Below are 21,846 nucleotides of genomic sequence, written 5' to 3'. Positions count from 1 at the left end.
CTCACCGTAGTTGTCGATCTCGCCACGGGTAATTTCAGCACCACCGGGCACGCGCAGCGCCACCACGCGGCCGCCTTTGGTGGTGGCGGGCGTCGAGAACACCTTGAAATCCACATCAGCCATCACATCGGTGAGTTCGGTGAATTCGAGTTTGACGCGCAAATCGGGCTTGTCGGAGCCAAAACGGTGTGCCGCTTCTTGGTAAGTCATCACCGGAAACTCGCCCAAATCCACACCCAAGGTGTTTTGGAACACGGTTTTGATCATGCCTTCAAACATCTCGCGAATGTCTTCTTCGGTCATGAACGAGGTTTCAATATCAATTTGCGTGAACTCAGGTTGACGGTCTGCACGCAAGTCCTCGTCGCGGAAACATTTGGTGATTTGGTAATAGCGGTCAAACCCTGCCACCATCAGCAACTGCTTGAACAACTGGGGCGACTGCGGCAAAGCGAAAAAATGCCCGTCATGCACACGGCTGGGCACCAGGTAGTCGCGCGCGCCCTCGGGGGTGCTCTTGGTGAGCATGGGAGTTTCAATGTCAACAAACCCATGTCCATCCAAAAATTTACGCACCTCCATGGCCACGCGGTAACGCAACATCAGGTTGTTTTGCATGTAAGGGCGACGCAAATCCAACACCCGGTGGGTTAAGCGGGTGGTCTCTGACAAATTGTCTTCATCCAGCTGAAACGGTGGGGTCACAGAGGGGTTGAGCACCGTCAACTCATGGCACAACACTTCAATCTTGCCGCTCTTGAGGTTGTCATTCACCGTGCCTTCAGGGCGTGCACGAACCAAACCTTTGACCTGGATACAAAATTCATTGCGCAGATCTTCAGCCACCTTGAACATGTCGGCACGATCTGGGTCGCACACCACTTGTACATAACCCTCACGGTCACGCACATCGACAAAAATCACGCCACCGTGGTCACGGCGGCGATTTACCCAGCCGCACAACGTGACGCTTTGCCCTAACAGAGCTTCCGTGACCAAACCACAATAGTGAGAACGCATAGCCATACCAATTGCTTTCGAAAGCTGCCCTAACGAGCAGCGGGTTGTCAAAAAAATTATTTGGGCAACTTGCCCGTGAGAGAAGAAGGAGCGACCGAGCCCATAGAGATGACGTAGGTCAGCGCCTCATCAACACTCATCTTGAGTTCAATCACGTCAGCGCGTGGGATCATCAGAAAAAACCCACTGGTGGGATTGGGCGTAGTAGGCACATACACACTGACCATGTCAGACGGTAAATGGTTAGCTACCTCGCCAGCAGGTGCACCGGTCTGAAACGCAATCGTCCATGAGTCAGCGCGCGGGTACTGCACCAGCAAGGCGGTTCGAAACGCATTGCCATTGCTGGAAAACAAGGTGTCAGAGACTTTTTTGACGCTGTTGTAAATGGATTTAAAAACCGGAATGCGCGTCAGCAAACGATCCCATTGCAGCAGCCACCACCGGCCGGCCACGTTAGACACCAGGGCTCCCGTGACCAACAACCCACCAAACACCAGCACCACCCCCAAGCCCGGAATGTGCTTGAACCGCTCAAGCATGGTGACAGACGTGTCTGAACTCACCGCCTGCAAACCAGACACCAGACCAATGAAAATGCCATCGAGCAGGCCCACCAGCCACAACAGTACCCAAATGGTGATGGCCAGCGGCAACCAAACCAACAGACCGGTGAGCAAATATTTTTTAAATGGCACAAAAACTTTCGGTGATGAAGCTCAAGGGTGACACGCGCAGCCTGCACCACAGCCGCCAGATGCAGCAGCAGATTCAGCTTTGGGTGCGCTTGTTTCTGATGAACCACCACCAGCCTCGCTGGCAGCCGCGGCACCAGCTGTGCTCGCCGCTGGCACTGCGGTGCCGCCACTGCCACCCTTGAAGTCTGTGGCATACCAGCCGGAGCCTTTGAGCTGAAAACCGGCGGCGGTCAATTGCTTGCAGAAACTGTCTTGGCCGCACTGCGGGCATAGCGTCAAAACGGGATCAGACATTTTTTGCAACACGTCCTTGGCAAACCCGCAGGCGCTGCATTTGTAAGCATAAATAGGCATGGTGTTTGAACTTTAAAGTGAATCGCAAAGCCAATCATTATAAATCTGCGCTCACGCACCGCTTCAACCACGCCATGCCCTCAAGCGCTGAGCTGCCTAAAATGGCCCAACACATTTTTCTTTGAACTCTACCTGTACGCCCCTATGACTTATTGCGTCGCTATCAAACTGAACGCTGGCCTGGTTTTTTTATCTGACTCTCGCACCAACGCAGGGTTGGATCAAATCAGCACCTTTCGCAAAATGATCGTTTATGAAAAACCTGACGACCGGTTCATGGTGTTGCTCTCCGCAGGCAACCTGAGCATCTCTCAGTCCATTCGGGAAATTTTGCAGGTTGAAAAACTCAAAGACCCACACGATGACACCCAAGCCATCACCATTTGGAACGCCAAAAGCATGTTTGATGCAGCGCGCGTGCTGGGTGCAGCCATTCGCCACGTTTACGAACGCGACGCGGCAGCCCTGAAACAAGCGGGGGTGGACTTCAATGTGTCGCTGATTTTTGGTGGTCAGATCAAAGGCGAAGGCATGCGCTTGTTTCAGGTGTATTCTGCTGGCAATTTCATTGAAGCTACGCCCGAGACACCTTATTTCCAGGTCGGCGAATCCAAGTATGGCAAGCCCGTGCTAGACCGGGTGATTACGCCAGCCACACCCCTGGATGAGGCTGCCAAGTGCGCGCTGGTGTCGATGGACTCCACCCTGAAGTCAAACCTGTCCGTGGGCTTGCCCTTGGACATGGTGGTGTATGAAGTTGATACCTTTCAAACCGACAAGGTGGTGTGCATTGACGAGCACAACCCTTATTTCAAGATGATGCACAACAGCTGGGGGGTCAAGCTACGTGAGGTGTTTGACAGCATTGAAGACCCCACTTGGGACGGTGGCAAAACCGACGTGCCGTTGATGCAAGCGGCCAGCCGCAATCTGCCCTTGAAAAAAATCACAACCCCACAAGAAAAGCTGATCTGAGCATGTCTCACCGTCACGCACAACGCACTCCCGTTGTTTTTTCTCATGCCAACAGCTTTGGTGCAGGCACTTACCAGCTGCTGTTTGACACGTTAAGAACGCGCGGGGTTGCAGTAGAGGCCATTGACAAATTTGGCCATGACCCGCATTACCCTGTCAGCAACAACTGGCCACACCTGGTACAGCAATTGGTCGACTTTACCGTTGAGCGTGTCAATCGTCTAGGCCAGCCGGTCTTTTTAGTGGGGCACTCGCTGGGAGGATTTTTGAGTTTGATGGCGGCCAGCCAGGCACCGCAAGCGGTGCGCGGCGCGCTCTTGCTTGACTCGCCTGTTGTGGGCGGTTGGCGAGCCACCGCCTTGGGGCTGGCCAAGAGCACACGTCTGGTAGGTTCGGTTTCACCCGGCAAGGTCAGCCGCAAGCGCCGCCAGCACTGGCCAGATGAAGAAGCTGCCCTGGCTCACTTTGCAACCAAGCGAACCTTTGCCAAGTGGCACCCGCAAGTGCTCAAAGACTACATCCACAGCGGCACCCATGACGAGCTGGTGCAAGGCCAACCCCAGCGCGTGCTGAACTTCACGCGAGAAGTTGAAACCGCCATCTACAACACTTTGCCCAGCAATTTAGAGGCGCAATTCAAACACCAGCCAATTCAATGCCCGGTGGCCTTCATTGGTGGTACGCATTCAGCTGAAATTCGCCAAGTCGGCATGGCGCTGACCCAGCGCATCACCCAAGGCCGAATCATGATGGTGGACGGCAGCCACCTGTTTCCCATGGAAAAACCCTTGGTCACCGCTGCGGCCATTGAAGCCGCGCTGTTGAACCTGCAAGCTTTAAGCTGACCAGGTGACGGTGCCCGTCCAGGCCGTGGCCAACACCACCAGGCCAAACACAATGCGGTAGTACGCGAAACCGACAAAACTGTGGGTTGAAATAAACCGCAACAGCCAGCGAATGCATAGCCAGGCGCTGATGAACGACATCACCAGCCCCACGCCAAACATGGGCAAATCAGCCATGGATAACAGGGCACGCTCTTTGTAAAGGCTGTAAACACCAGCGCCAATCAGGGTGGGGATTGCCAGGTAAAAAGAAAAGTCTGTGGCCGCTTTGCGACTCAAACCCAGCAACATGCCACCAATGATGGTCGAACCACTGCGGCTGGTGCCAGGAATCATGGCGAAACATTGCACCAATCCAACTTTGAGTGCATCCATGGCCGTCATTTGATCAACATCCTGAATGCGTGCCACTGCAGGATTGCGTGCTTGCCGGCGCTCTGCCCAAATGATGATGAAGCCGCCAATGATGAAGGTGCTGGCCACCACCACTGGCGTAAACAAATTGGCCTTGATGGCCTTGCCAAACAGCAAGCCCAAAACGACCGCTGGGAAAAAAGCGATGGTCACATTCAAGGCGAACCGCTGAGCCTGTTTCTCGGTGGGCAGCGCCACCACGGTGTCGTGGATTTTTTGCCAATACACCAAAATCACCGCAAAGATGGCGCCGGTCTGAATGGCAATGTCAAACACTTTGGCCTTTTCATCGTCAAACCCCAGCAAAGCCCCCGCCAAAATCAAATGCCCGGTGCTTGAAATGGGCAAAAACTCGGTCAACCCCTCCACCAGGCCCATGATGGCGGCCTTGATCAACATCACAATATCCACAAAAGCTCCTTTTTTTAAGAGCCGTGATTATCACTTTGCAGCCTTAACGGAAAACCCCCTGGGGCAAGGGCAGGTTTTTGCGAGCCATCACATCGCGCAGGCGGTCGGGGTAATCGGTGATGATGCCATCCACCCCCCAGTCGATACAGCGCAACATCAAAACGCGTTGATTCACAGTCCACGGAATCACTTGCAAACCCAGCGCTTGCGCTTCTTTCACCAGCTCCGCCGTCAAATTGTTCAGCAGGGGTGCCCAAATAACCCCCTTGGCCTGGCCTGCAGCTGCCTTGACCAGACGTGGCACCGAGCCGTTGTGGTCTGAAAGCAAATGCCCCGCCGTCCAGGTGCCATCTTTGACGTTGTGAAAATTTGGTGTCTCTATGGTGAGGTACATGGTGCGAACTTCTGGCTCCAGGGTGTGCAGCAGCGCCAGGGTGCGCCAATCAAAGCTTTGCACCATCACCCGCTTGACCATGCCAGCCTCGCGCACCACGGCCAACAGGGTGTTCACAAATTCATCAGGTGCCAGCGTGCTGGCCGGGTAGACCGGGTTGACTTTGGTCTCCATGTCAAACTGAATCTCACTGGCACCCAGGTCGTTGACCAGCTTAAACAAGCTCGCAAGCGACACGATACGCAGCCCGTCTTGCCCCAACTGGTCTGGAAAATCTCGCGCATAAGTGCTGGCAGGGTTGATGCGCCCCACATCAAACGCCTGCAATTGCGCCAAAGTGAGCGAGTGAATCAGCGGCCCCGTGGTTTTGAGCCATTGGCCACTGGCATCGCGGGTGATGAAGGGGTTGAGGGCAGTGTCGTGTGAGATCACCGGCACGTTGTCTGCCGTGATGGCAATGTCAAGCTCTAGTGTGGTCACCCCCATGCGAATGGCGTGCTCAAAAGCAGCCAAGGTGTTTTCAGCACGCAAGCCGCGCCCACCGCGATGCGCTTGCAGGTCAAAGGCTCCCGCGGGCCACGTCGCCCCAAGAACCGCCAGCAACACCAGGCCACGAAAAAAATGAGAGCAATTTTTCAAAGGTTTGGAGATGTTCATGCGCAAAATGGTAGCTCAAACACCGCCAGCCCAGCATCATCCTTGCACCCAGTAGCGGGCATCAGGGTCTGATCGGCAATGTTGTGATGCTCGTGGGATGATGTTGCCTTTGTTGAACCATGCATGTTGTTTATGTCTGATGCTCTGACCCTCCAATCGCTGCCACTTTTTCCGCTAAAAACAGTGCTGCACCCAGGTGGCTACTTGCCGCTGCAAATTTTTGAAGTGCGCTACCTGGACATGATCGGCAAGTGCTTCAAAGCCGGCGCGCCCTTTGGTGTGGTCACCCTCAACGCTGGCGAAGAGGTGCGCCAGGCCAATACTGCCAGCACCGCCAAAGATCAGATTGCCCAAGAATTGTTTTACCCCACAGGCACCTTGGCACGCATCACCAGCCTGAGCCGCCCACAGCCTGGGTTGATGCTGATCCACTGCACCGGCATGCAGCGTTTTCAAGTCACCCAGCATGAATTGCTCAAACACGGCTTGTGGGTAGCCCATGTGACCTTGCAGCCTGAAGACCAAGCCATTGCCATCCCGCCCGACCTGCAGCCGGTAGCGCGCACGCTTGCCCGCGTGATAGACACCCTGAAAGCCCAAGGCACAACGGCAGACCACATGCCCATGCAGCCGCCCTACCAACTCGATGATTGCGCCTGGGTGTCCAACCGCTGGTGTGAGCTGCTGCCCCTGCCTGCAGAGCTTAAAAATCGGCTGATGGCGCTCGACAACCCACTGGTGCGGCTGGAACTGGTGAGTGATTTACTGGAACGCCACGGTATTTCGACGTAAAGTGTCGGCTTCGGAGAACACACACCATGAGCATTCGCTACGCCAACGTCATCAACCACCTGCCCGAGACCAAAATGCGGCTGTACCCCACCAAGGTCATCAACATCATTGGTGGACCAGGCAGCGACAAATCGCTGTTTTCTGCAGCCATCGTGCTGTATTTGAGCCTGCGCGGAAAAACGGTAGAAACCATCCCTGACTACGCCAAAACACTGGTCTGGCAGCGAAATTTTGAGGTGCTGAAAAACCAGTATTTCATTGCCCAGCGCCAATATGAAATGCTGAATTTGATCGATGGCCAGGTGCATTTTTTGATCACCGAATGCTCCCTGCCCCAAGTGCTTTTTTACAACGAAAACTATGCTGACAACATTTGCGACGTAGCCAAGACCCGCGAGCAAATTCTGGAGTGGTACCGCCAAAACGACAACATCAACATCCTGGTGCAACGCGGTGAAAAAAAATACGTGCGCACCGGCCGCTTTCAAGACGAAGAGCAAGCCAAAGAAGTAGACCAGGGCTTGCGTGAAATTCTTGACCGCGAGCACCTGCCCTACACCATCTTGCCGCCCGACCTGGAATCCATCAACACCTTTGCGGATGTGCTGCTGATGTAAGGCCACGTGGCCACGCCCCAGCGGGACGCGGTGTGGCCTTTAAAATCAGTCGCATGAGCCACCCATCAAAAACACCTCTCGCTGCAGCCCCAGCTGCCCCCCAAACCGAATCACTCAAACCCAGCAATTTCTTGCGCCAGATCATCGAATCTGACCTTGAAAAAGGCACCTATGCCAGCCGCCGCTGGTCTGGCTGCCCTGGTGACGCTGCTCACCACGCCAAAGGCGCACCCGACCCCGCCAAAATCCGCACCCGCTTCCCGCCCGAGCCCAACGGCTACCTGCACATTGGCCACGCCAAAAGCATTTGCCTGAACTTCGGCCTGGCACGCGACTATGGCGGCGTGTGCCATTTGCGCTTTGACGACACCAACCCAGAAAAGGAAGACACCGAATACGTCAACAGCATCATCGACGCGGTGAAATGGCTGGGTTTTGACTGGTGCCAGCCCGGCAACACCCTGCCCTACCAGGCCAGCGACTACTTTGACTTCATGTACCGTGCCGCCGAGTATCTGATTGAAGCCGGGCACGCCTATGTGGACGAACAAACCCCTGAGCAAATGCGCGTGAACCGTGGTGACTTTGGCAAAGCAGGTGTTGACAGCCCTTACCGCACCCGCACCGCCGCTGACAACCTGGCGCGGTTCAGGCAAATGCGTGACGGCATGCTCGATGACGGCAGCATGGTGCTGCGCGCCAAGATTGACATGGCCAGCCCCAACATCAACCTGCGCGACCCAGCCATTTACCGCATCCGCCGCGCCACCCACCACAACACCGGCGACAAATGGTGCATTTACCCGATGTACACCTTTGCCCACCCGATTGAAGACGCGCTGGAGCAAATCACCCACAGCATCTGCACGCTGGAATTTGAAGACCAGCGCCCGTTTTACGACTGGCTGATGGAACGCCTGATTGAAGGTGGCCTGCTGGCCAGCCCACCGCCCAAGCAATACGAATTTGCCCGCTTGAACCTGACTTTTGTGATCACCAGCAAACGCAAACTGGCGCAACTGGTCAACGAGAACAAAGTCAACGGCTGGGACGACCCACGCATGCCAACCATCGTCGGCCTGCGCCGCCGTGGCTACACGCCAGAGGCGCTGCAACTGTTTGCTGAACGCATAGGCGTGACCAAAAGCGACAGCTGGATTGACTACAGCACACTGGAAGGCTGCCTGCGCGAAGACCTGGAGCTGAAAGCCCACCGGGGCTTTGCCGTGCTGAACCCGGTGAAACTGGTGCTGACGAATTGGGATGAAGTTTTTGCGCCAGGTCACCTGGAACCCTGCACCCAACCCGCCCTGCCCCACCCACCCGAGGGTGTGGAGTCCCCCACGCGCCACTTCACCATTGGCAAAGAGGTGTGGATTGAGCGTGAAGATTTTGAAGAAGTGCCACCCAAAGGCTACAAGCGGCTGGTTCCCCCACGCATTGACGGCAACGGCAACGCCACCCCAGGAAGCAAGGTGCGGCTGAAAGGCGGCTACGTGATCGAGTGCACCGGCTGCACCAAAGACGCTGACGGCAAGGTCACGCAAGTGCTGGCCACGGTGGTGCCCGACACCAAAAGCGGCACTCCCGGGAGCGAAAGCGTCAAGGTCAAAGCGGCCATCAGTTGGGTGGGGGTGGCCGACGGCGTCGACGCCGAAGTGCGCATGTACGACCGACTGTTCCTCGATGCCAACCCCGATGCCGGTGGCAAGGACTTTCTGGAAACGCTGAACCCGAACAGCCTGAAGATCATCACCGCCATCGTGGAACCGTCGCTGTCCAATGCCCTGCCCGGCCAGAACTTCCAGTTTGAGCGGCATGGGTACTTTGTGGCGGATCGCATTGATCACGTTCAGGGGAGCAAGCCGGTGTTTAATTTGGCGGTGGGGTTGCGGGATAGTTGGGGGAAGTAACCCAGCACCAAGTAACCATCCCCCGGCAAAGCCGGGGAATGGTTACTTCTCTTAAATTTCCACTGAAGTCAATCCACACGCATAGTGGGTCGCAGCAACAGGGGGAAAGCACATGGCCAGATCAAGGACTTCCAAGCGGCAGAGCCGCGCACTCAACACCATGCAAGAAAAGGGCATAGGGCTTTGTGCACTTGGCATGGCGTTCCTCGTCATTCCAAAGTTCATGGAATCGTCTCCCGTACTGAACATCGTGGCAGCGGGCCTGCGCATACCTGGCTGGCTGGCGTTAGCCGCAGGGTTGGCGTTATTGGGTATTCACCGTTTCACCAAGGCCAAGATAACCCAAGCCACGCCAACCACTCAGATTGAACCCGAGGCCACGGCAACCCACCGCCCAGAAACCAGTTGGAGCCCCGCCGTGTTTGCCAACATCGAGTGGCGGCGCTTTGAGGCCGTATGCGAAAAACTGTTTGGGCAAGCGGGGTTTGAAACCAAGTCCCAATCGCATGGTGCCGATGGCGGTGTGGACATCAGCACTGCTGGACGTGGCTTTTGAGGGCGCGTACTGGCGGCCTATTTGCGTCAGCTGCGGGGTAAAGATGCTGGAGCGGACACCAAACAAACGGGGTGCCAAGTTTTGGGGCTGCAGCAACTTTCCGCGATGCAAGTCCAGGCTTCCAATGGTGGGGGCTTTGCAATAAGCATAGCTATACTTTTAATAGCTGCTTGCGCAAATTAAACTTAGGCTACAGGCCAATTTGGCATATATATGGTTTGCACAGCCCAACGCCAATACCTCACCCCTGAATCCCCATCACCCGCGCAGCGCTCAGTTCCGCTACCTCGTGCACCGAGCCGTCCACATCAACCACCCGGTGTAAAAAACTGTAGGCCACGCGCCACTGGGTTTGGGCGCACTGCAGGGTGACCGTCTTGTCGTTGAGGCGGATGACCTTGCCAGTGCGTTGTTGCTGGTCGCGGCCAACAAAGCCCACCATATCACCCAAGGCCACTTCGTTGCGGCCTAGACCCTGCGGCTTTTGCTCGCGAATCTGCACGTCGGCACCGTCCAGATTGATGGCCGCATAGGACAACACCCAGCGCAAATTGTCTTCAAGGTCCAGCACAACAAGCTCTTTGCGGCGCATCTCCAGCACCTGCCCACGTTTGAGTTTGTTGGCTCGCAGATCAAAAAACTGCACCGGCTGGCCCACTTTCAAACGGGTCTGAATGGCCTGCAGCCAACGTGGCTCATCCAATGCGCGGTCAATTGCGGCTCGCAGCCGAAACAGGTCAAAAGCCGAGGCCTGGTTCAGGGTCTGGAAAACTTCAGAAAAATTCATAAGGCAAGTTTTTGCGTCAGGTTGGCGGTCATGGCTAGGCATTGAGCTGGCCTGATCGTACCGGTTTATTTGCTTCTTTTTTTATAGCTTTTTGCGGATGTTTTATATGGGCAGGCGAGCGATTTGATGAAAATTCAGTCAAAAAATGAAATCGCTTGGTCAAAATTGCAACTGGCGAAGTGATCGAAAGTGATCTGCCTCGCAAGGTCGCCGCCATCGTCAAAGAATGGTGTCTGGTGCACCAGGCTGAACTTTAAGACCATTGGCAACATGCCCAGCGTTTTGAGACGCTGGATCGCATTCAAGGAGCTGACCGTGATTAAAGTGCTTAACGCCCGCCTGACGTCTTCATTCACCTTAGAAATTGATTTTTCAGACCACACGCACGGGGTGTTTGATGCCAGCGCCTACCTGGCAAACCGCTCTGGCCCTCTTCTGGACAAATTGCATGAGCCCGCCTATTTCAAGCGATTTTTCATAGATACGGGTGCGCTGTGCTGGCCTAATGGGCTCGAAATTTCACCCGACCGTTTGCATGAACTTTGTGCGGTTTCAGCTACTGCATAACAAGCTGGAATGAACCCTCGCCTAAAGCCGTGCGTTTCGACGACAACAACCTTGTGGGGCAGTCTGGCTGATGGCCGCACGATTGCCGCACCGCTCGCCTGCTGGCAGGTCAGCCCGACTTGTCAAGATGTGGTGCTCGTGTGTTAGATTACTTTTTAATAGCTACTCAAGCTTATTCCATAAGCTCTAGAGGCCAATTTTACTTATAAGTTTTACCTGCCAAAACACCCAACCAAGCTTTCCTCGACAATCCTGCTCCATGCACTTGTTGATCCCCTATGCGGCCAGCCATCACACCGACTGCCTGGCCATGCTCCCCAGCTTGAACCTGCCCCACGTTCAAAAGCTCTTGCCCCAGTTAGATGCGTTACCGCTTGATGCGGGCGATGAGCTCAGTTTTTCACCCCCACACGAGCGCGCCCTGGCCGCTGGGCTGGGGCTGCCCAGCGCTGATGGGCAAATTCCTTGGGCGGCCTGGCAGGCGCAGCAGCAAGCCGAGCTGGCTCATCTGTCAGGCGCCTGGGGCTGGGTCACGCTGTGCCACTGGCAAGCCACGGCGCACCAGGTCACCCTGCGGCAGCTGCCCATGCAAGACCTTTTGCCCGCCGAATCCACCCAGCTGCTGGCGGCCATGCAACCCTTTTTCAATGAAGACGGCTTGACGCTTTACCCCCAAGCGCCGGGGCACTGGCTGGCCTGCGGGCAAGCGCTGGCTGACCTGCGCTGTGCCTCGCCAGACCGGGTGCTGGGGCGCAACCTGGAGCCCTGGATGCCGCAAGCCGACCATGCCAGCAGCTTGATCCGGCTCATGAGCGAGATGCAAATGCTGCTCTACAACCACCCTGTCAACGACGCCCGCGAGCGCCGCGGTGCCTTGCCCGTGAACGCGTTTTGGCTCAGTGGCACGGGCACCCTGCCCCACCACAGCCCGGCACCTAAACCAGTTGCCCCCACCGTAGTAAATACTTTGCGCCAGCCCGCCTTGGCTGCCGACTGGCAAAGCTGGGCGCAGGCCTGGCAGGCGCTGGACGCGCAGCATGGCCAGGCGCTGCTGCAAGCCCATGCGCAAGGTCAGGCGGTGCAGCTCACCCTGTGCGGCGAGCGCCATGCGCAAACCTGGCGCAGTCAACCCCGCACGCTGTGGCAAAAAATTCAACATCTTTTTGGCACGCAGCGCTTATCAGACCTGCTTAAACAGCTATGAAAATATTAGTCAGAGAAAACCACCCCAGAGCCCAATGGGCGCTGGAGCAAGCCGGCGTTCACCCCCTGCTGGCGCAGCTGTATGCCGCCCGCGGCGTGCAAAACCCCCAAGAATTGGATGACGCGCTGGCGCGGCTGTTGCCCCCCAGCGCCATGAAGGGCACGCAAGAGGCGGCGCAACTGCTGGCCAATGCCATGGCCGCGCAGCAAAAACTGTGCATCGTGGCTGACTACGACTGTGATGGCGCCACCGCCTGCGCCACCGCCGTGCGCGGCTTGCGCCTGCTGGGTGCAACGCACGTGGACTACATCGTGCCTGACCGGGTGCAAGACGGCTATGGCTTGACGCCGCCGATTGCCGAGCGCGTCAAGGCTAGCGGGGCCGACGTGCTGATCACCGTAGACAACGGCATTGCCAGCTTCGACGGTGTGGCGCGCGCCCGTGCTCTGGGCTTGCAAGTGCTGGTGACCGACCACCACCTGTGCGCCAGCGTCAACGGCCAAGTGGCGCTGCCAGCGGCCAACGTCATCGTCAACCCCAACCAGCCCGGCTGCAGCTTTGAGAGCAAGTCTCTGGCCGGGGTCGGGGTGATGTTTTATGTGCTGCTGGCCTTGCGTGCCGAGCTGCGCCAGCGCGGCGTGTTTGATGCACAGAGCCAGCCCAAGCTCGACACCCTGCTGCCGCTGGTGGCGCTGGGCACGGTGGCCGACGTGGTCAAGCTCGATACCAACAACCGCCGCCTTGTGGCGCAAGGGTTAAAACGCATCAGAGCGCTTATGCTACCTGCAGGACTAGCTGCATTATTTGTAGCAGCTGGGCGTGAAGCCAAGAGCGCCACCACTTTTGATTTTGGCTTTGCACTGGGCCCACGCATCAACGCCGCAGGGCGCTTGAGCGACATGACGCTGGGCATTGAATGCCTGCTGGCCGACGACTCCAGCCGCGCACAAGAGCTGGCCACGGCGCTTGACAGCATCAACCGCGAGCGCCGCAACATTGAAGGCAGCATGCGCGAGCAAGCCCTGGCCGTAGCCGAATCGCTGTTTGAAGATGCGGCAGACGCGCCGCCTGCCATTTGCGTGTTTGACCCCGAGTTTCATGAAGGCGTGGTGGGCATCGTGGCCTCGCGCATCAAAGACAAATTTCACCGCCCCTGCTTTGTGTTTGCCACCAGCGGCGCCACGGGCCACGGGCACGAGCTCAAAGGCTCGGGGCGCTCCATTGCCGGGTTTCACCTGCGCGACGCACTTGACCTGGTGGCCAAGCGCCACCCTGGCGTGCTGTTGCGCTTTGGCGGCCACGCCATGGCGGCGGGCTGCACCATTGCCGAAGCGGATTTCGAGGCGTTCGAGCAAGGCTTGAACGAAGTGGCTAGCGAATGGTTAGACGCCGCCACCCTGACCCGCCGCCTTGACACCGACGGTGCCCTCAAACCCGAATACCGCCGCGCCGACCTGGTGGACACCCTGCACCATGAGGTTTGGGGGCAAGGCTTTGCCGCACCCACCTTCAGCGAAGAACTAGACGTGGTGTCGCAGCGTCTGGTGGGTGAAAAACACCTGCAGCTCAAGCTCAAACACGCCGGCCAGCCGGTTGACGGCATCTGGTTTGGTCACACCGAACCCCTGCCTGCTCGCGTCAAACTGGCGTTCAGACTGGATGTGGACAGCTGGCGCGGCGAACGCCGGGTGCGGTTTTTGATTGAGGCTGCGGAAAGCTAAATTGCAGAAAACAGCAACAAGCTAATAACTACACCCGCTCATCACCCGCTTGCGCCGGCGCATTTGGCACCAGGTTCAGGTAATGTTCAAAGTCACTGCGTTTTCCTTTAGCCGCTTCTGCCTTGAGAAAATCCAGCGTCAGTACAGATGCCATTTTTTCAGACGCGGCGCTGGCAATGAACTGATTCACAGATACATCATCACGAGCGGCCAATTCCTTGATCTTCTGGTGAACAGAGTTGGGCAAACGAATGGTCAATGCGGTCATGGTCATGTCCTTAAGAGTTTCAAAAAATCAGCAGGCGTGATGGCCTGCACTTTCAGTTCCGAAACGCGTCGAAAGTCTTTGACATTGTGTGTCACGATATAAGTGCTACCCGATGCAACCGCACACTCCAGCACCATGTCATCGTCAGGGTCACGCAAGAACGGTCGCCACAAAAAATGCACGTCCTGCAACTGCGCCAATGAAGCCAAATAGCGCAAGTAACCCAATACACCATCGACCGACACCCCCGAAGGCACGTGCTCTGGGCGGGTCAGCACAGCTTGCCATTCGGTATAAAGAGCTATGGTCAGTGCAATGTCAAATCGGGGTGCAGGCAGCATGGACATCAGCTGAAAACTCGCGCCGTTACGAGATCGCGCTGCGGCCACCAATACTGAAGTGTCAAAAACGACTTTCAATGTCTATGCCTGACTTTATAGTTATACAAGTGTAACCATTATATGACACAGCCTGCGGGTTTCGGTAACCAACATGTGCTTCATAGACAGAGAAGCTTTGCATTCCACGGTGATCAACATGGGCTGCGCCTGCACCCATAAAATGCACCGATGAACACCCTGAACGCCGACCTGCATTGCCACTCTGTCATCTCCGACGGCACCCTGACCCCTGAAGAGCTTGCTGCGCGAGCCAAGGCGCAGGGCGTGGCGCTTTGGGCGCTGACAGACCATGATGAGGTGGGCGGCCAAGCTCGGGCGGCGGCGGCGGCGGCGGCATGTGGCTTAAGTTACCTCACTGGCGTTGAAATTTCAGTGAGTTTTTTGCATCAGACCGTGCACATAGTAGGCCTGGGGTTCGATGCCGAAAACACCCAGCTGGTCAATGGCCTGGCACAAACCCGGGGCGGGCGCAGCCAGCGCGCGCATGAAATGGCAGCAGGTCTGGCCGGTGTGGGTATCAAAGGCGCTTTTGAGGGCGCACTGCGCTACGCGGGTAACCCCAACTTGATTTCACGCACCCACTTTGCCCGCTTTCTGGTGGAAACCGGCGTGTGCAAAGACACTTATGAGGTGTTTCGCAAATATTTGACCGAAGGCAAACCGGGGTTTGTGGAGCACCGCTGGGCAAACTTAAAAGATGCCGTGCAATGGATTGTTCAAGCGGGCGGTATGGCTGTGATTGCGCACCCTGCGCGCTACAAATTCAGTGCCAATGAAGAGCTGGCGTTGTTGACCGAATTCAAAGGCCATGGTGGCTTGGGGATTGAAGTGGTCACGGGCAGCCACTCCAGCGCAGAGTGCGCCAGCTATGCTGACACGGCTCTTGAATTTGGCTTGACGGCCTCGCGCGGGAGCGATTTTCACAGCCCCACCGAAAGCCGTACCGAGCTGGGCGCCCTGCCCTTGCTGCCTGATGCACTGACCCCGGTATGGTCTTTGCTTGCAGAACGCATTGCCCACGCCCCCAGCGCCTAAAGCCATTGTGAGCCTGGCCAACCCATGCGTTGGGCGGCGACAATAGCCCCATGCCTCAATTCTTTGACATTCACCCCACCAATCCCCAAGCGCGCTTGCTCAAACAAGCCACCGCTTTGCTTGACAAAGGCGAAGTGCTGGCCGTGCCCACCGACTCCAGCTACGCGCTGGTCTGCCACCTGGACGACAAAGCCGCTGCCGACAAGCTGCGCCGCATTCGCGGTGTGGACGACAAGCACCATTTGACGCTGTTGTGCCGCGACTTGTCTGAACTGTCTACCTACGCCCGGGTCGACAACCAGCAATTCAGGCGCATCAAAACCGCTACGCCAGGTGCCTACACCTTCATTTTGGAGGCCAGCAAGGAAGTACCACGCCGCTTGAGCCATCCGTCGCGCAAAACCATTGGCTTGCGTGTGCCTGACCACACCGTGCTGCAAGCCTTGTTGCAGTTGCACAGCACACCGCTTTTGGCCACCACTTTGATCGCACCGGGCGAGACCGAGCCTTTGAACGATGCGCAAGACATTCGTGCGTTATACAAAGGGCGCATTGCCGCGGTCATCGACGCCGGCGCTTGCGCCCGCGAACCGACCACGGTGGTGGATTTGACGGGCAGTGAGCCCGTGTTGATTCGCCAGGGGCTGGGCTCGCTGGCCAAGTTGGGCTTGTAAGCCGTTCACTTCACGCAATTAAAAAACGCCCACCATGGACTTTGCCCAACTGATTCAAACCATCACCCTCTACGCCATTCCGGTGCTGCTGGCCATCACACTGCACGAGGCGGCGCACGGCTACGCCGCCAAATATTTTGGCGACAACACCGCCTACATGCTGGGTCGTGTCACGCTCAACCCCATCCCCCACATTGACCCCATGGGCACTGTGCTGATGCCATTGCTGCTTTACATTGCCACCTCGGGAGCGTTTTTGTTTGGCTACGCCAAGCCAGTGCCGGTGCGTTTTGGCAATTTGCGCAACCCTAAGCGCGACATGATTTGGGTGGCCTTGGCCGGACCCGCATCCAACTTGGTGCAAGCCTTGGGCTGGGCTGCGCTACTTTACTTTTACCAAGGCACAGGGGTTACAGAGCCATTTTTGGTGGAGATGGCGCAAGGTGGCGTGCTGGCCAATGTGGTGATGTTTGTTTTTAACCTGTTTCCGCTGCCCCCGCTGGACGGCGGACGCATTTTGGTGGGGCTGCTGCCATACCGGCAAGCCATGTGGGTCTCGCGCCTGGAGCCCTACGGGTTTTTCATTGTGATGGGGCTGGTGTTGGTGGGGGTGGTCAGCAATGTCTGGATGCGCCCCTTGATGAGCTTGACCTACCAGTTGATCAACCTGCTGTTGTTGCCGCTCTCCATGCTGATTCGGTAAATTGACCTACTTCAAACTTTTCATTTCATGACAACTCAACGCTTTTTAACTGGCATCACCACCTCAGGTACACCGCATTTGGGCAATTATGTGGGCTCGATTCGCCCGGCCGTTCGGGCCAGTTTGACGCCAGGTGTGCAAAGTTTTTATTTTTTGGCTGACTACCATGCTCTCATCAAAATCGACCAGCCCGATCGCATTCAGCGCTCTACTTTAGAGATTGCCGCCAGCTGGCTGGCTGCGGGGCTTGATCCCGAGCGCGTGGTGTTTTACCGCCAGTCTGACGTGCCAGAAATTCCTGAACTCACCTGGTTTTTGACCTGTGTGCTGGGCAAGGGCGTGCTCAACCGCGCCCATGCCTACAAAGCAGCTGTAGATAAAAACACGGCCAATGGCACCGACCCAGATGCAGACGTGAGTGCAGGTTTGTTCATGTACCCGGTGTTGATGGGAGCTGACATTTTGATTTTCAACGCCCACAAAGTACCGGTCGGGCGCGACCAGGTGCAACACATTGAAATGGCGCGAGACATGGCGCACAGTTTCAATCATCGTTATGGTGATCATTTTGTGGCGCCAGAGGCCGTGATTGAAGACAACGTGGCCACCCTGCCCGGCCTTGATGGCCGCAAAATGAGCAAAAGCTACGACAACACCATTCCCATGTTTGCCAGCAGCGCACAGCTGAAAAAACTCATTGGCAGCATCGTCACAGACTCCAAAATGCCAGGCGAGCCCAAGCAGACTGAGGGTTCGGCCTTGTTTCAAATGTACCAGGCGTTTGCCTCGGAGGCTGAAACTCAGGCACTGCGCCAAGCCTATGCAGACGGTATTTCATGGGCAGATGCCAAACAAACCGTGTTTGAGCGCATAGACCAAGAGTTGGCTCCCATGCGCGAGACCTACTCCACCTTAATGAACAACCCCGCCAAGATTGAAGCCATTTTGCTCTCGGGTGCGACTAAAGCCCGCGCCTTGGCCACCCCGTTCATGAGCCAACTGCGCCACGCCGTGGGTTTGCGCAAACTCGATGCCATGAGCACGGTCACTTCCACGGTCAGCAAAGCAGCCAAACCCAGCTTCAAGCAGTACCGCGAGACAGATGGCAAGTTTTACTTCAAGCTGCTCAATGGGCAGCACCAGTTGTTGCTGCAAAGCCATGGCTTTGATTCACCCAAGGATGCTGGGCAAATGATCAAGCACATGTCCGCCGCCAGTCAGGATGCTTTGGTTCTCTTAAGTACTTTTTGGCAGCTAGCGCCAGACATTGGCATCGCTGATGTGTGGCAAAACCTTCAGCTTTTCAACAGTGACTAAACCGGTTTCCGATTCAAAGCAACTCAGCCTGCGTAGCCAGATAGGTCTGGCTGTGGCGGTGATTTTGATCATCACCATGGTGCTACAAGCCTATTTGCTTTACACCGCAGCACGCGACAAGTTGCGCACCAGCCTGTCACAACAACTTGAGGTGCTGGTGCAACAGGTAGGCAATGAGCTCGATGACAAGCTGATGCTGCGAGCGGCCGTGTTGCAGTCTATGGCTGCAAAATTTCCTATTGACCGCATTCGGGATGTACGACAAGTAGAGCAGTACTTTCGCGATTCACCCAACCTCACCCACCTGATTGACGATTTCTACCTGTTTTCACCCCAAGGGGTGTTGCTGGTGGACTGGCCTATTGCCAAGGGCAGAAGAGGCCTGGACATGACGGACAGGGATTACATCCAGGCTGCTATGCGCAAGGCACCCTTCATGATTTCAAAGCCTATTTTGGGGCGCTCCACCAAGCAACCCATGGTGGTGATCTCAGCACCCATCTTGAACGCCAAGGGCGAGTTGCTGGGTATTTTGGGTGGTGTAGTGAATCTCAAGAAAACACTGTTGCTTAAACCCCTTTACGACACCTCGGTAGGCGAGCATGGCTATTTTTATCTGGTAGGGCCTGAGCGCTTGACGATCATGCACCCCAATCAAGACCGCTTGCTCAAACCCATCACCCCACGCGGTGCCAACCCGTATCTTGACCGTGCGTTGGACGAACACGCTGACGGCACTGTGGAAGGCACCAACAGCGCTGGGCTGAAAGGTTTGTTCAGCTTCATGCACTTGCCCCACACTGGGTGGGTGTTGGCTGCAGTGTTGCCATCCTCAGAAGCTTTTGCAAGCATCAGTGACTTGCGCGGACGCAGTGGCGTGTTTACAGCGCTCTCGCTGATCATTGCACTGGCTGTGGTGCTGCTTCTGGTGCGCCGTTTCACGCAACCACTAGAAACACTGACCCAGTTTTTAAATGCACAGCAAAACGACACTGATATTCCCAAACTTCCGCACAGTTGCCGAGAAACCAACCAATTGGCTACTGCGTTTGAGGGTTTTGTGAATCAACAAAAGTCAACTCAGCACATGCTGGAAGTGGCAGCACGTCGGGCTGAGGAGGCCAATGCTGATTTGCGCATAGCAGCAGCGGCTTTTGAATCGCAAGAGGGTATTTACATCTCCAGTGTGGAAGCAGTGATCTTGCGAGTGAACCATGCATTCACGCACATCACGGGCTACAGCGCCGAAGAGGCGGTGGGTCAAACCCATCAGCTACTCCGATCAAACCGCCACACCCGTGATTTTTATAAATCCATCAAGGCAGCCATCGCTGATACGGGTGTCTGGCAAGGAGAGGTGCAGAGCAGACACAAAAACGGTACCGTTTTCCCTACTTGGCAAACAGTCACAGCCGTCAAAAATGAACAGCATCAAGTGACTCACTATGTGGTCACACTCACAGACATCAGTGAACGCAAAGCCGCTGAAGCAAAAATTGAATCGTTGGCTTTTTTTGATCCGCTGACCCTGCTGCCAAACCGGCGCTTGTTGTTAGACCGTTTGCATTTGGCTTTGGCCAACAGTGCGCGCCATGGATTGGCAGGCGCATTGTTGTTCATTGACCTGGACAATTTCAAAGTTCTGAACGACACCCTGGGGCATGCCAAAGGCGATATGTTGCTACAAATTGCCGCCAAACGACTTGTCAACTGCGTGCGTGAGGGCGACAGTGTGGCGCGTTTGGGTGGTGACGAATTTGTCGTGGTGTTGCAAGATTTAGATCGAACCCCCGCTTTGGCGGCAGCCCAAGCCAAAGTGGCAGCTGAAAAAATCATCACTGCACTGAATCAGCCCTACATTTTGGGTGAACACAACTACCACAACACGCCCAGCGTTGGCGTGGCCTTGTTTTATGACCACCAGCGCAGTGCTGAAGAGCTCATGCAACACGCAGATTTGGCCATGTACGATGCCAAACGCACTGGGCGCAACACCTTGCGTTTTTTTGACCCACAAATGCAGATCAGCATCACGGCACGCGCTCGGCTTGAAAAAGACCTGCATCTAGCGCTGGCGTTGTCTCAGTTTTTTGTGCTGTACCAGCCACAAGTGGATTCGAGTGGTCGCTTAACCGGTGCAGAGGCTTTGGTGCGCTGGCAGCACCCTGAACGAGGAGCGGTCAACCCAGTTGAATTTATCCCGCTGGCCGAAGACACTGGCTTGATTGTGCCTTTGGGGCAATGGGTTCTGGAGCAAGCTTGCCAACAAGTGATGCGGTGGTCGAATCAGCGAGCAACTGACCATTTGACGGTGGCTGTGAATGTCAGTGCAGTGCAATTTAGGCAAACAAATTTTGTGCAGCAAGTCGAGAAAACGCTTACGCGAACTGGTGTTAGCCCCCAGCGCATCAAACTTGAGTTAACCGAAAGCATATTGGCCAACCATCTTGACGACATCATTGAAAAAATGACGCAGCTTAAGGCACTCGGCTTGAGTTTTTCGCTTGATGATTTTGGCACGGGTTACTCATCACTGTCGTACCTGAAGCGACTGCCATTAGATCAACTCAAGATAGATCGGTCGTTTGTCAAAGATATATTGACTGACCCGAACGATGCTGCCATTGCGGGCACGATCGTAGCCTTGGCACACAGCCTGTCTTTGTCTGTCATCGCAGAAGGCGTTGAAACACTCAATCAAAAAGAGGCACTCAGTCGACTAGGCTGTTTTGCTTATCAAGGTTATTTTTTCGGTCGCCCTATGTCAGCGGCTGATCTTGAAACACTCGCCAGTTGTCCAGCCAACTTCACCGACTGATCAACAGCAAATGGCTAAAAGTCAGACTTAACAGACTTTTCGACCACTGTACAATCTTCATTTCGAGTTGCGGAGAAGTGGCAGAGTGGTCGAATGTACTTGACTCGAAATCAAGCGTAGTGGCAACACTACCGTGGGTTCGAATCCCACCTTCTCCGCCAATTCACACCTCATGGCGTTTGTCCTCAACGCCACCAAACGCATTTCTACATGCAGTGTTTCCGAATGCAATTTCAATCTTCATTTAGACTTTTTTTTGGTTCGTTTGATTGAGTTGCTATAATTTAAATCTTTGCTGGCAAAACCCCGCTGCCTGATCAACTTTTAAGCGGGGAATTTCGCATCTTGTTCATTTCATGGCCCGATCTCCTTGATTTGAACAAATGCACATTTTGGATTATTTGACGTAATGACAACCATCCGTGTTAAAGAAAACGAACCTTTTGACGTAGCGCTGCGTCGTTTCAAGCGAACCATTGAAAAATTGGGCTTGCTGACCGATTTGCGTGCCCGTGAGTTTTATGAAAAACCCACCGCAGAACGCAAGCGCAAAAAAGCTGCTGCAGTCAAACGCAATTACAAACGCATTCGCGCCATGCAATTGCCTAAAAAACTGTTCTAAATTTGATGGCCTTCCAAGGCTGTCTCATCAAGCTCGCCGGGGACGCTCAGGCGGGCTTTTTTTATGCCTTAACTCATATCGGA

Annotated in this window: 24 protein-coding genes and 1 tRNA gene; 17 read left to right on the top strand and 8 right to left on the bottom strand. The window is 55.6% G+C overall.

Going from position 1 to position 21,846, the window contains the following annotated elements:
- From aspS to PHT20_RS07085, 3 genes are all read right to left on the bottom strand, one after another.
- On the bottom strand, positions 1 to 1,026 hold a 1,026-nt coding region (aspS, locus tag PHT20_RS07095; protein ID WP_301019972.1), incomplete at its 3' end, for an aspartate--tRNA ligase.
- Between the two features lie 50 nt (positions 1,027 to 1,076).
- Positions 1,077 to 1,718 carry a DUF502 domain-containing protein gene (locus tag PHT20_RS07090; protein WP_300082523.1) on the bottom strand — a complete coding sequence of 214 codons (642 nt, stop codon included), beginning with the start codon at positions 1,716 to 1,718 and terminating at the stop codon, positions 1,077 to 1,079.
- Between the two features lie 21 nt (positions 1,719 to 1,739).
- Complete coding sequence (locus tag PHT20_RS07085) at positions 1,740 to 2,072, bottom strand: FmdB family zinc ribbon protein (RefSeq protein ID WP_300082520.1); 333 nt, start codon at positions 2,070 to 2,072, stop codon at positions 1,740 to 1,742.
- A gap of 144 nt (positions 2,073 to 2,216) precedes the next feature.
- Between PHT20_RS07085 and PHT20_RS07080 the strand changes: the two genes are divergently transcribed.
- Together PHT20_RS07080 and PHT20_RS07075 are read left to right on the top strand one after the other, a co-directional pair.
- Entirely contained in the window at positions 2,217 to 3,047 is an 831-nt protein-coding gene (locus tag PHT20_RS07080; protein WP_300082517.1) for a proteasome-type protease, read from the top strand.
- Positions 3,048 to 3,049: 2 nt separating this feature from the next.
- Positions 3,050 to 3,892, top strand: a complete 843-nt coding sequence (locus PHT20_RS07075; RefSeq protein ID WP_301019971.1) for an alpha/beta hydrolase — start codon at positions 3,050 to 3,052, stop codon at positions 3,890 to 3,892.
- Here PHT20_RS07075 and PHT20_RS07070 read toward each other — a convergent pair.
- On the bottom strand, positions 3,884 to 4,717 hold the full coding sequence (locus PHT20_RS07070) for an undecaprenyl-diphosphate phosphatase (protein WP_300082511.1): 834 nt from the start codon (positions 4,715 to 4,717) through the stop codon (positions 3,884 to 3,886). The genes PHT20_RS07075 and PHT20_RS07070 overlap by 9 nt on opposite strands.
- Before the next feature lie 43 nt (positions 4,718 to 4,760).
- Complete coding sequence (locus PHT20_RS07065; RefSeq protein ID WP_300082509.1) at positions 4,761 to 5,768, bottom strand: glycerophosphodiester phosphodiesterase; 1,008 nt, start codon at positions 5,766 to 5,768, stop codon at positions 4,761 to 4,763.
- A gap of 132 nt (positions 5,769 to 5,900) precedes the next feature.
- On the opposite strand from PHT20_RS07065, the gene PHT20_RS07060 reads away from it, so the two are divergent.
- The 4 genes from PHT20_RS07060 to PHT20_RS07045 all read left to right on the top strand — a co-directional run bounded on the left by PHT20_RS07060 (position 5,901) and on the right by PHT20_RS07045 (position 9,646).
- Positions 5,901 to 6,560, top strand: a complete 660-nt coding sequence (locus PHT20_RS07060) for an LON peptidase substrate-binding domain-containing protein (RefSeq protein ID WP_300082507.1) — start codon at positions 5,901 to 5,903, stop codon at positions 6,558 to 6,560.
- Between the two features lie 26 nt (positions 6,561 to 6,586).
- Complete coding sequence (locus PHT20_RS07055; protein WP_300082504.1) at positions 6,587 to 7,177, top strand: hypothetical protein; 591 nt, start codon at positions 6,587 to 6,589, stop codon at positions 7,175 to 7,177.
- A gap of 53 nt (positions 7,178 to 7,230) precedes the next feature.
- Positions 7,231 to 9,090 carry a glutamine--tRNA ligase/YqeY domain fusion protein gene (locus PHT20_RS07050; RefSeq protein ID WP_300082501.1) on the top strand — a complete coding sequence of 620 codons (1,860 nt, stop codon included), beginning with the start codon at positions 7,231 to 7,233 and terminating at the stop codon, positions 9,088 to 9,090.
- A 196-nt stretch (positions 9,091 to 9,286) separates the two neighbouring features.
- Positions 9,287 to 9,646, top strand: a complete 360-nt coding sequence (locus PHT20_RS07045) for a restriction endonuclease (RefSeq protein WP_300082498.1) — start codon at positions 9,287 to 9,289, stop codon at positions 9,644 to 9,646.
- A 241-nt stretch (positions 9,647 to 9,887) separates the two neighbouring features.
- Here the strand turns inward: PHT20_RS07045 and PHT20_RS07040 are convergent, their stop codons facing one another.
- Positions 9,888 to 10,433: a hypothetical protein gene (locus PHT20_RS07040; protein WP_300082495.1), complete on the bottom strand. Its 546-nt coding sequence runs from the start codon at positions 10,431 to 10,433 to the stop codon at positions 9,888 to 9,890.
- A 179-nt stretch (positions 10,434 to 10,612) separates the two neighbouring features.
- Between PHT20_RS07040 and PHT20_RS16715 the strand changes: the two genes are divergently transcribed.
- The 4 genes from PHT20_RS16715 (at position 10,613) to recJ (ending at position 13,925) form a co-directional block, all read left to right on the top strand.
- Positions 10,613 to 10,690 carry a hypothetical protein gene (locus PHT20_RS16715; protein WP_366520905.1) on the top strand — a complete coding sequence of 26 codons (78 nt, stop codon included), beginning with the start codon at positions 10,613 to 10,615 and terminating at the stop codon, positions 10,688 to 10,690.
- Positions 10,691 to 10,748: 58 nt separating this feature from the next.
- Positions 10,749 to 11,000 carry a DUF2442 domain-containing protein gene (locus PHT20_RS07030; RefSeq protein ID WP_300082489.1) on the top strand — a complete coding sequence of 84 codons (252 nt, stop codon included), beginning with the start codon at positions 10,749 to 10,751 and terminating at the stop codon, positions 10,998 to 11,000.
- 259 nt (positions 11,001 to 11,259) lie between these two features.
- A complete protein-coding gene (locus tag PHT20_RS07025) occupies positions 11,260 to 12,204 on the top strand; it encodes a phosphoglycerate mutase (protein ID WP_300082484.1) in 945 nt (314 codons plus the stop codon).
- Positions 12,201 to 13,925 carry a single-stranded-DNA-specific exonuclease RecJ gene (gene recJ, locus PHT20_RS07020; RefSeq protein ID WP_301019970.1) on the top strand — a complete coding sequence of 575 codons (1,725 nt, stop codon included), beginning with the start codon at positions 12,201 to 12,203 and terminating at the stop codon, positions 13,923 to 13,925. Before PHT20_RS07025 ends, recJ begins: the two co-directional genes overlap by 4 nt.
- A gap of 28 nt (positions 13,926 to 13,953) precedes the next feature.
- On the opposite strand, the gene PHT20_RS07015 is transcribed toward recJ, so the two are convergent.
- Together PHT20_RS07015 and PHT20_RS07010 are read right to left on the bottom strand one after the other, a co-directional pair.
- Positions 13,954 to 14,193, bottom strand: coding sequence for a YlcI/YnfO family protein (locus PHT20_RS07015; protein ID WP_300082477.1), 240 nt, complete (start codon positions 14,191 to 14,193; stop codon positions 13,954 to 13,956).
- Between the two features lie 2 nt (positions 14,194 to 14,195).
- Positions 14,196 to 14,612 (bottom strand): putative toxin-antitoxin system toxin component, PIN family, encoded by a 417-nt coding sequence (locus PHT20_RS07010; RefSeq protein ID WP_300082474.1) that lies wholly within the window; start codon positions 14,610 to 14,612, stop codon positions 14,196 to 14,198.
- 150 nt (positions 14,613 to 14,762) lie between these two features.
- On the opposite strand from PHT20_RS07010, the gene PHT20_RS07005 reads away from it, so the two are divergent.
- The 7 genes from PHT20_RS07005 to rpsU all read left to right on the top strand — a co-directional run bounded on the left by PHT20_RS07005 (position 14,763) and on the right by rpsU (position 21,763).
- The gene (locus PHT20_RS07005; protein WP_301019969.1) at positions 14,763 to 15,629 is read left to right on the top strand and encodes a 3',5'-nucleoside bisphosphate phosphatase; all 867 of its coding nucleotides are present in this window, start codon (positions 14,763 to 14,765) and stop codon (positions 15,627 to 15,629) included.
- 50 nt (positions 15,630 to 15,679) lie between these two features.
- Positions 15,680 to 16,303, top strand: a complete 624-nt coding sequence (locus tag PHT20_RS07000; protein WP_300082468.1) for an L-threonylcarbamoyladenylate synthase — start codon at positions 15,680 to 15,682, stop codon at positions 16,301 to 16,303.
- A gap of 34 nt (positions 16,304 to 16,337) precedes the next feature.
- Positions 16,338 to 17,006, top strand: a complete 669-nt coding sequence (locus PHT20_RS06995) for a site-2 protease family protein (RefSeq protein ID WP_301019968.1) — start codon at positions 16,338 to 16,340, stop codon at positions 17,004 to 17,006.
- A 27-nt stretch (positions 17,007 to 17,033) separates the two neighbouring features.
- Positions 17,034 to 18,323 (top strand): tryptophan--tRNA ligase, encoded by a 1,290-nt coding sequence (locus tag PHT20_RS06990; protein ID WP_301019967.1) that lies wholly within the window; start codon positions 17,034 to 17,036, stop codon positions 18,321 to 18,323.
- On the top strand, positions 18,316 to 21,141 hold the full coding sequence (locus tag PHT20_RS06985; RefSeq protein ID WP_301019966.1) for an EAL domain-containing protein: 2,826 nt from the start codon (positions 18,316 to 18,318) through the stop codon (positions 21,139 to 21,141). Before PHT20_RS06990 ends, PHT20_RS06985 begins: the two co-directional genes overlap by 8 nt.
- Positions 21,142 to 21,212: 71 nt before the next feature.
- Positions 21,213 to 21,302 (top strand) — tRNA-Ser (locus PHT20_RS06980).
- Positions 21,303 to 21,550: 248 nt separating this feature from the next.
- Positions 21,551 to 21,763, top strand: a complete 213-nt coding sequence (rpsU, locus tag PHT20_RS06975) for a 30S ribosomal protein S21 (RefSeq protein WP_075586606.1) — start codon at positions 21,551 to 21,553, stop codon at positions 21,761 to 21,763.
- The last annotated feature ends 83 nt before the right edge of the window (positions 21,764 to 21,846 follow it).

The sequence above is a fragment of the Rhodoferax sp. genome (genome assembly GCF_028715765.1).
Classification (GTDB): Bacteria; Pseudomonadota; Gammaproteobacteria; order Burkholderiales; family Burkholderiaceae_C; genus Rhodoferax.
The sequence above is the reverse complement of the archived record's forward strand: the minus strand, read 5'-3'. Positions and strand labels throughout refer to the sequence as shown.

Excerpts from the sequence above, each read along its gene's own strand:
- PHT20_RS07085 (WP_300082520.1), bottom strand. The coding sequence starts at position 2,072 with ATGCCTATTTATGCTTACAAATGCAGCGCCTGCGGGTTTGCCAAGGAC.
- PHT20_RS07080 (WP_300082517.1), top strand. The coding sequence starts at position 2,217 with ATGACTTATTGCGTCGCTATCAAACTGAACGCTGGCCTGGTTTTTTTA.
- PHT20_RS07075 (WP_301019971.1), top strand. The coding sequence starts at position 3,050 with ATGTCTCACCGTCACGCACAACGCACTCCCGTTGTTTTTTCTCATGCC.
- PHT20_RS07065 (WP_300082509.1), bottom strand. The coding sequence starts at position 5,768 with ATGAACATCTCCAAACCTTTGAAAAATTGCTCTCATTTTTTTCGTGGC.
- PHT20_RS07060 (WP_300082507.1), top strand. The coding sequence starts at position 5,901 with ATGTCTGATGCTCTGACCCTCCAATCGCTGCCACTTTTTCCGCTAAAA.
- PHT20_RS07055 (WP_300082504.1), top strand. The coding sequence starts at position 6,587 with ATGAGCATTCGCTACGCCAACGTCATCAACCACCTGCCCGAGACCAAA.
- PHT20_RS07050 (WP_300082501.1), top strand. The coding sequence starts at position 7,231 with ATGAGCCACCCATCAAAAACACCTCTCGCTGCAGCCCCAGCTGCCCCC.
- PHT20_RS07045 (WP_300082498.1), top strand. The coding sequence starts at position 9,287 with ATGGCGTTCCTCGTCATTCCAAAGTTCATGGAATCGTCTCCCGTACTG.
- PHT20_RS07040 (WP_300082495.1), bottom strand. The coding sequence starts at position 10,433 with ATGAATTTTTCTGAAGTTTTCCAGACCCTGAACCAGGCCTCGGCTTTT.
- PHT20_RS07025 (WP_300082484.1), top strand. The coding sequence starts at position 11,260 with ATGCACTTGTTGATCCCCTATGCGGCCAGCCATCACACCGACTGCCTG.
- recJ (WP_301019970.1), top strand. The coding sequence starts at position 12,201 with ATGAAAATATTAGTCAGAGAAAACCACCCCAGAGCCCAATGGGCGCTG.
- PHT20_RS07015 (WP_300082477.1), bottom strand. The coding sequence starts at position 14,193 with ATGACCGCATTGACCATTCGTTTGCCCAACTCTGTTCACCAGAAGATC.
- PHT20_RS07005 (WP_301019969.1), top strand. The coding sequence starts at position 14,763 with ATGAACACCCTGAACGCCGACCTGCATTGCCACTCTGTCATCTCCGAC.
- PHT20_RS07000 (WP_300082468.1), top strand. The coding sequence starts at position 15,680 with ATGCCTCAATTCTTTGACATTCACCCCACCAATCCCCAAGCGCGCTTG.
- PHT20_RS06995 (WP_301019968.1), top strand. The coding sequence starts at position 16,338 with ATGGACTTTGCCCAACTGATTCAAACCATCACCCTCTACGCCATTCCG.
- PHT20_RS06990 (WP_301019967.1), top strand. The coding sequence starts at position 17,034 with ATGACAACTCAACGCTTTTTAACTGGCATCACCACCTCAGGTACACCG.
- rpsU (WP_075586606.1), top strand. The coding sequence starts at position 21,551 with ATGACAACCATCCGTGTTAAAGAAAACGAACCTTTTGACGTAGCGCTG.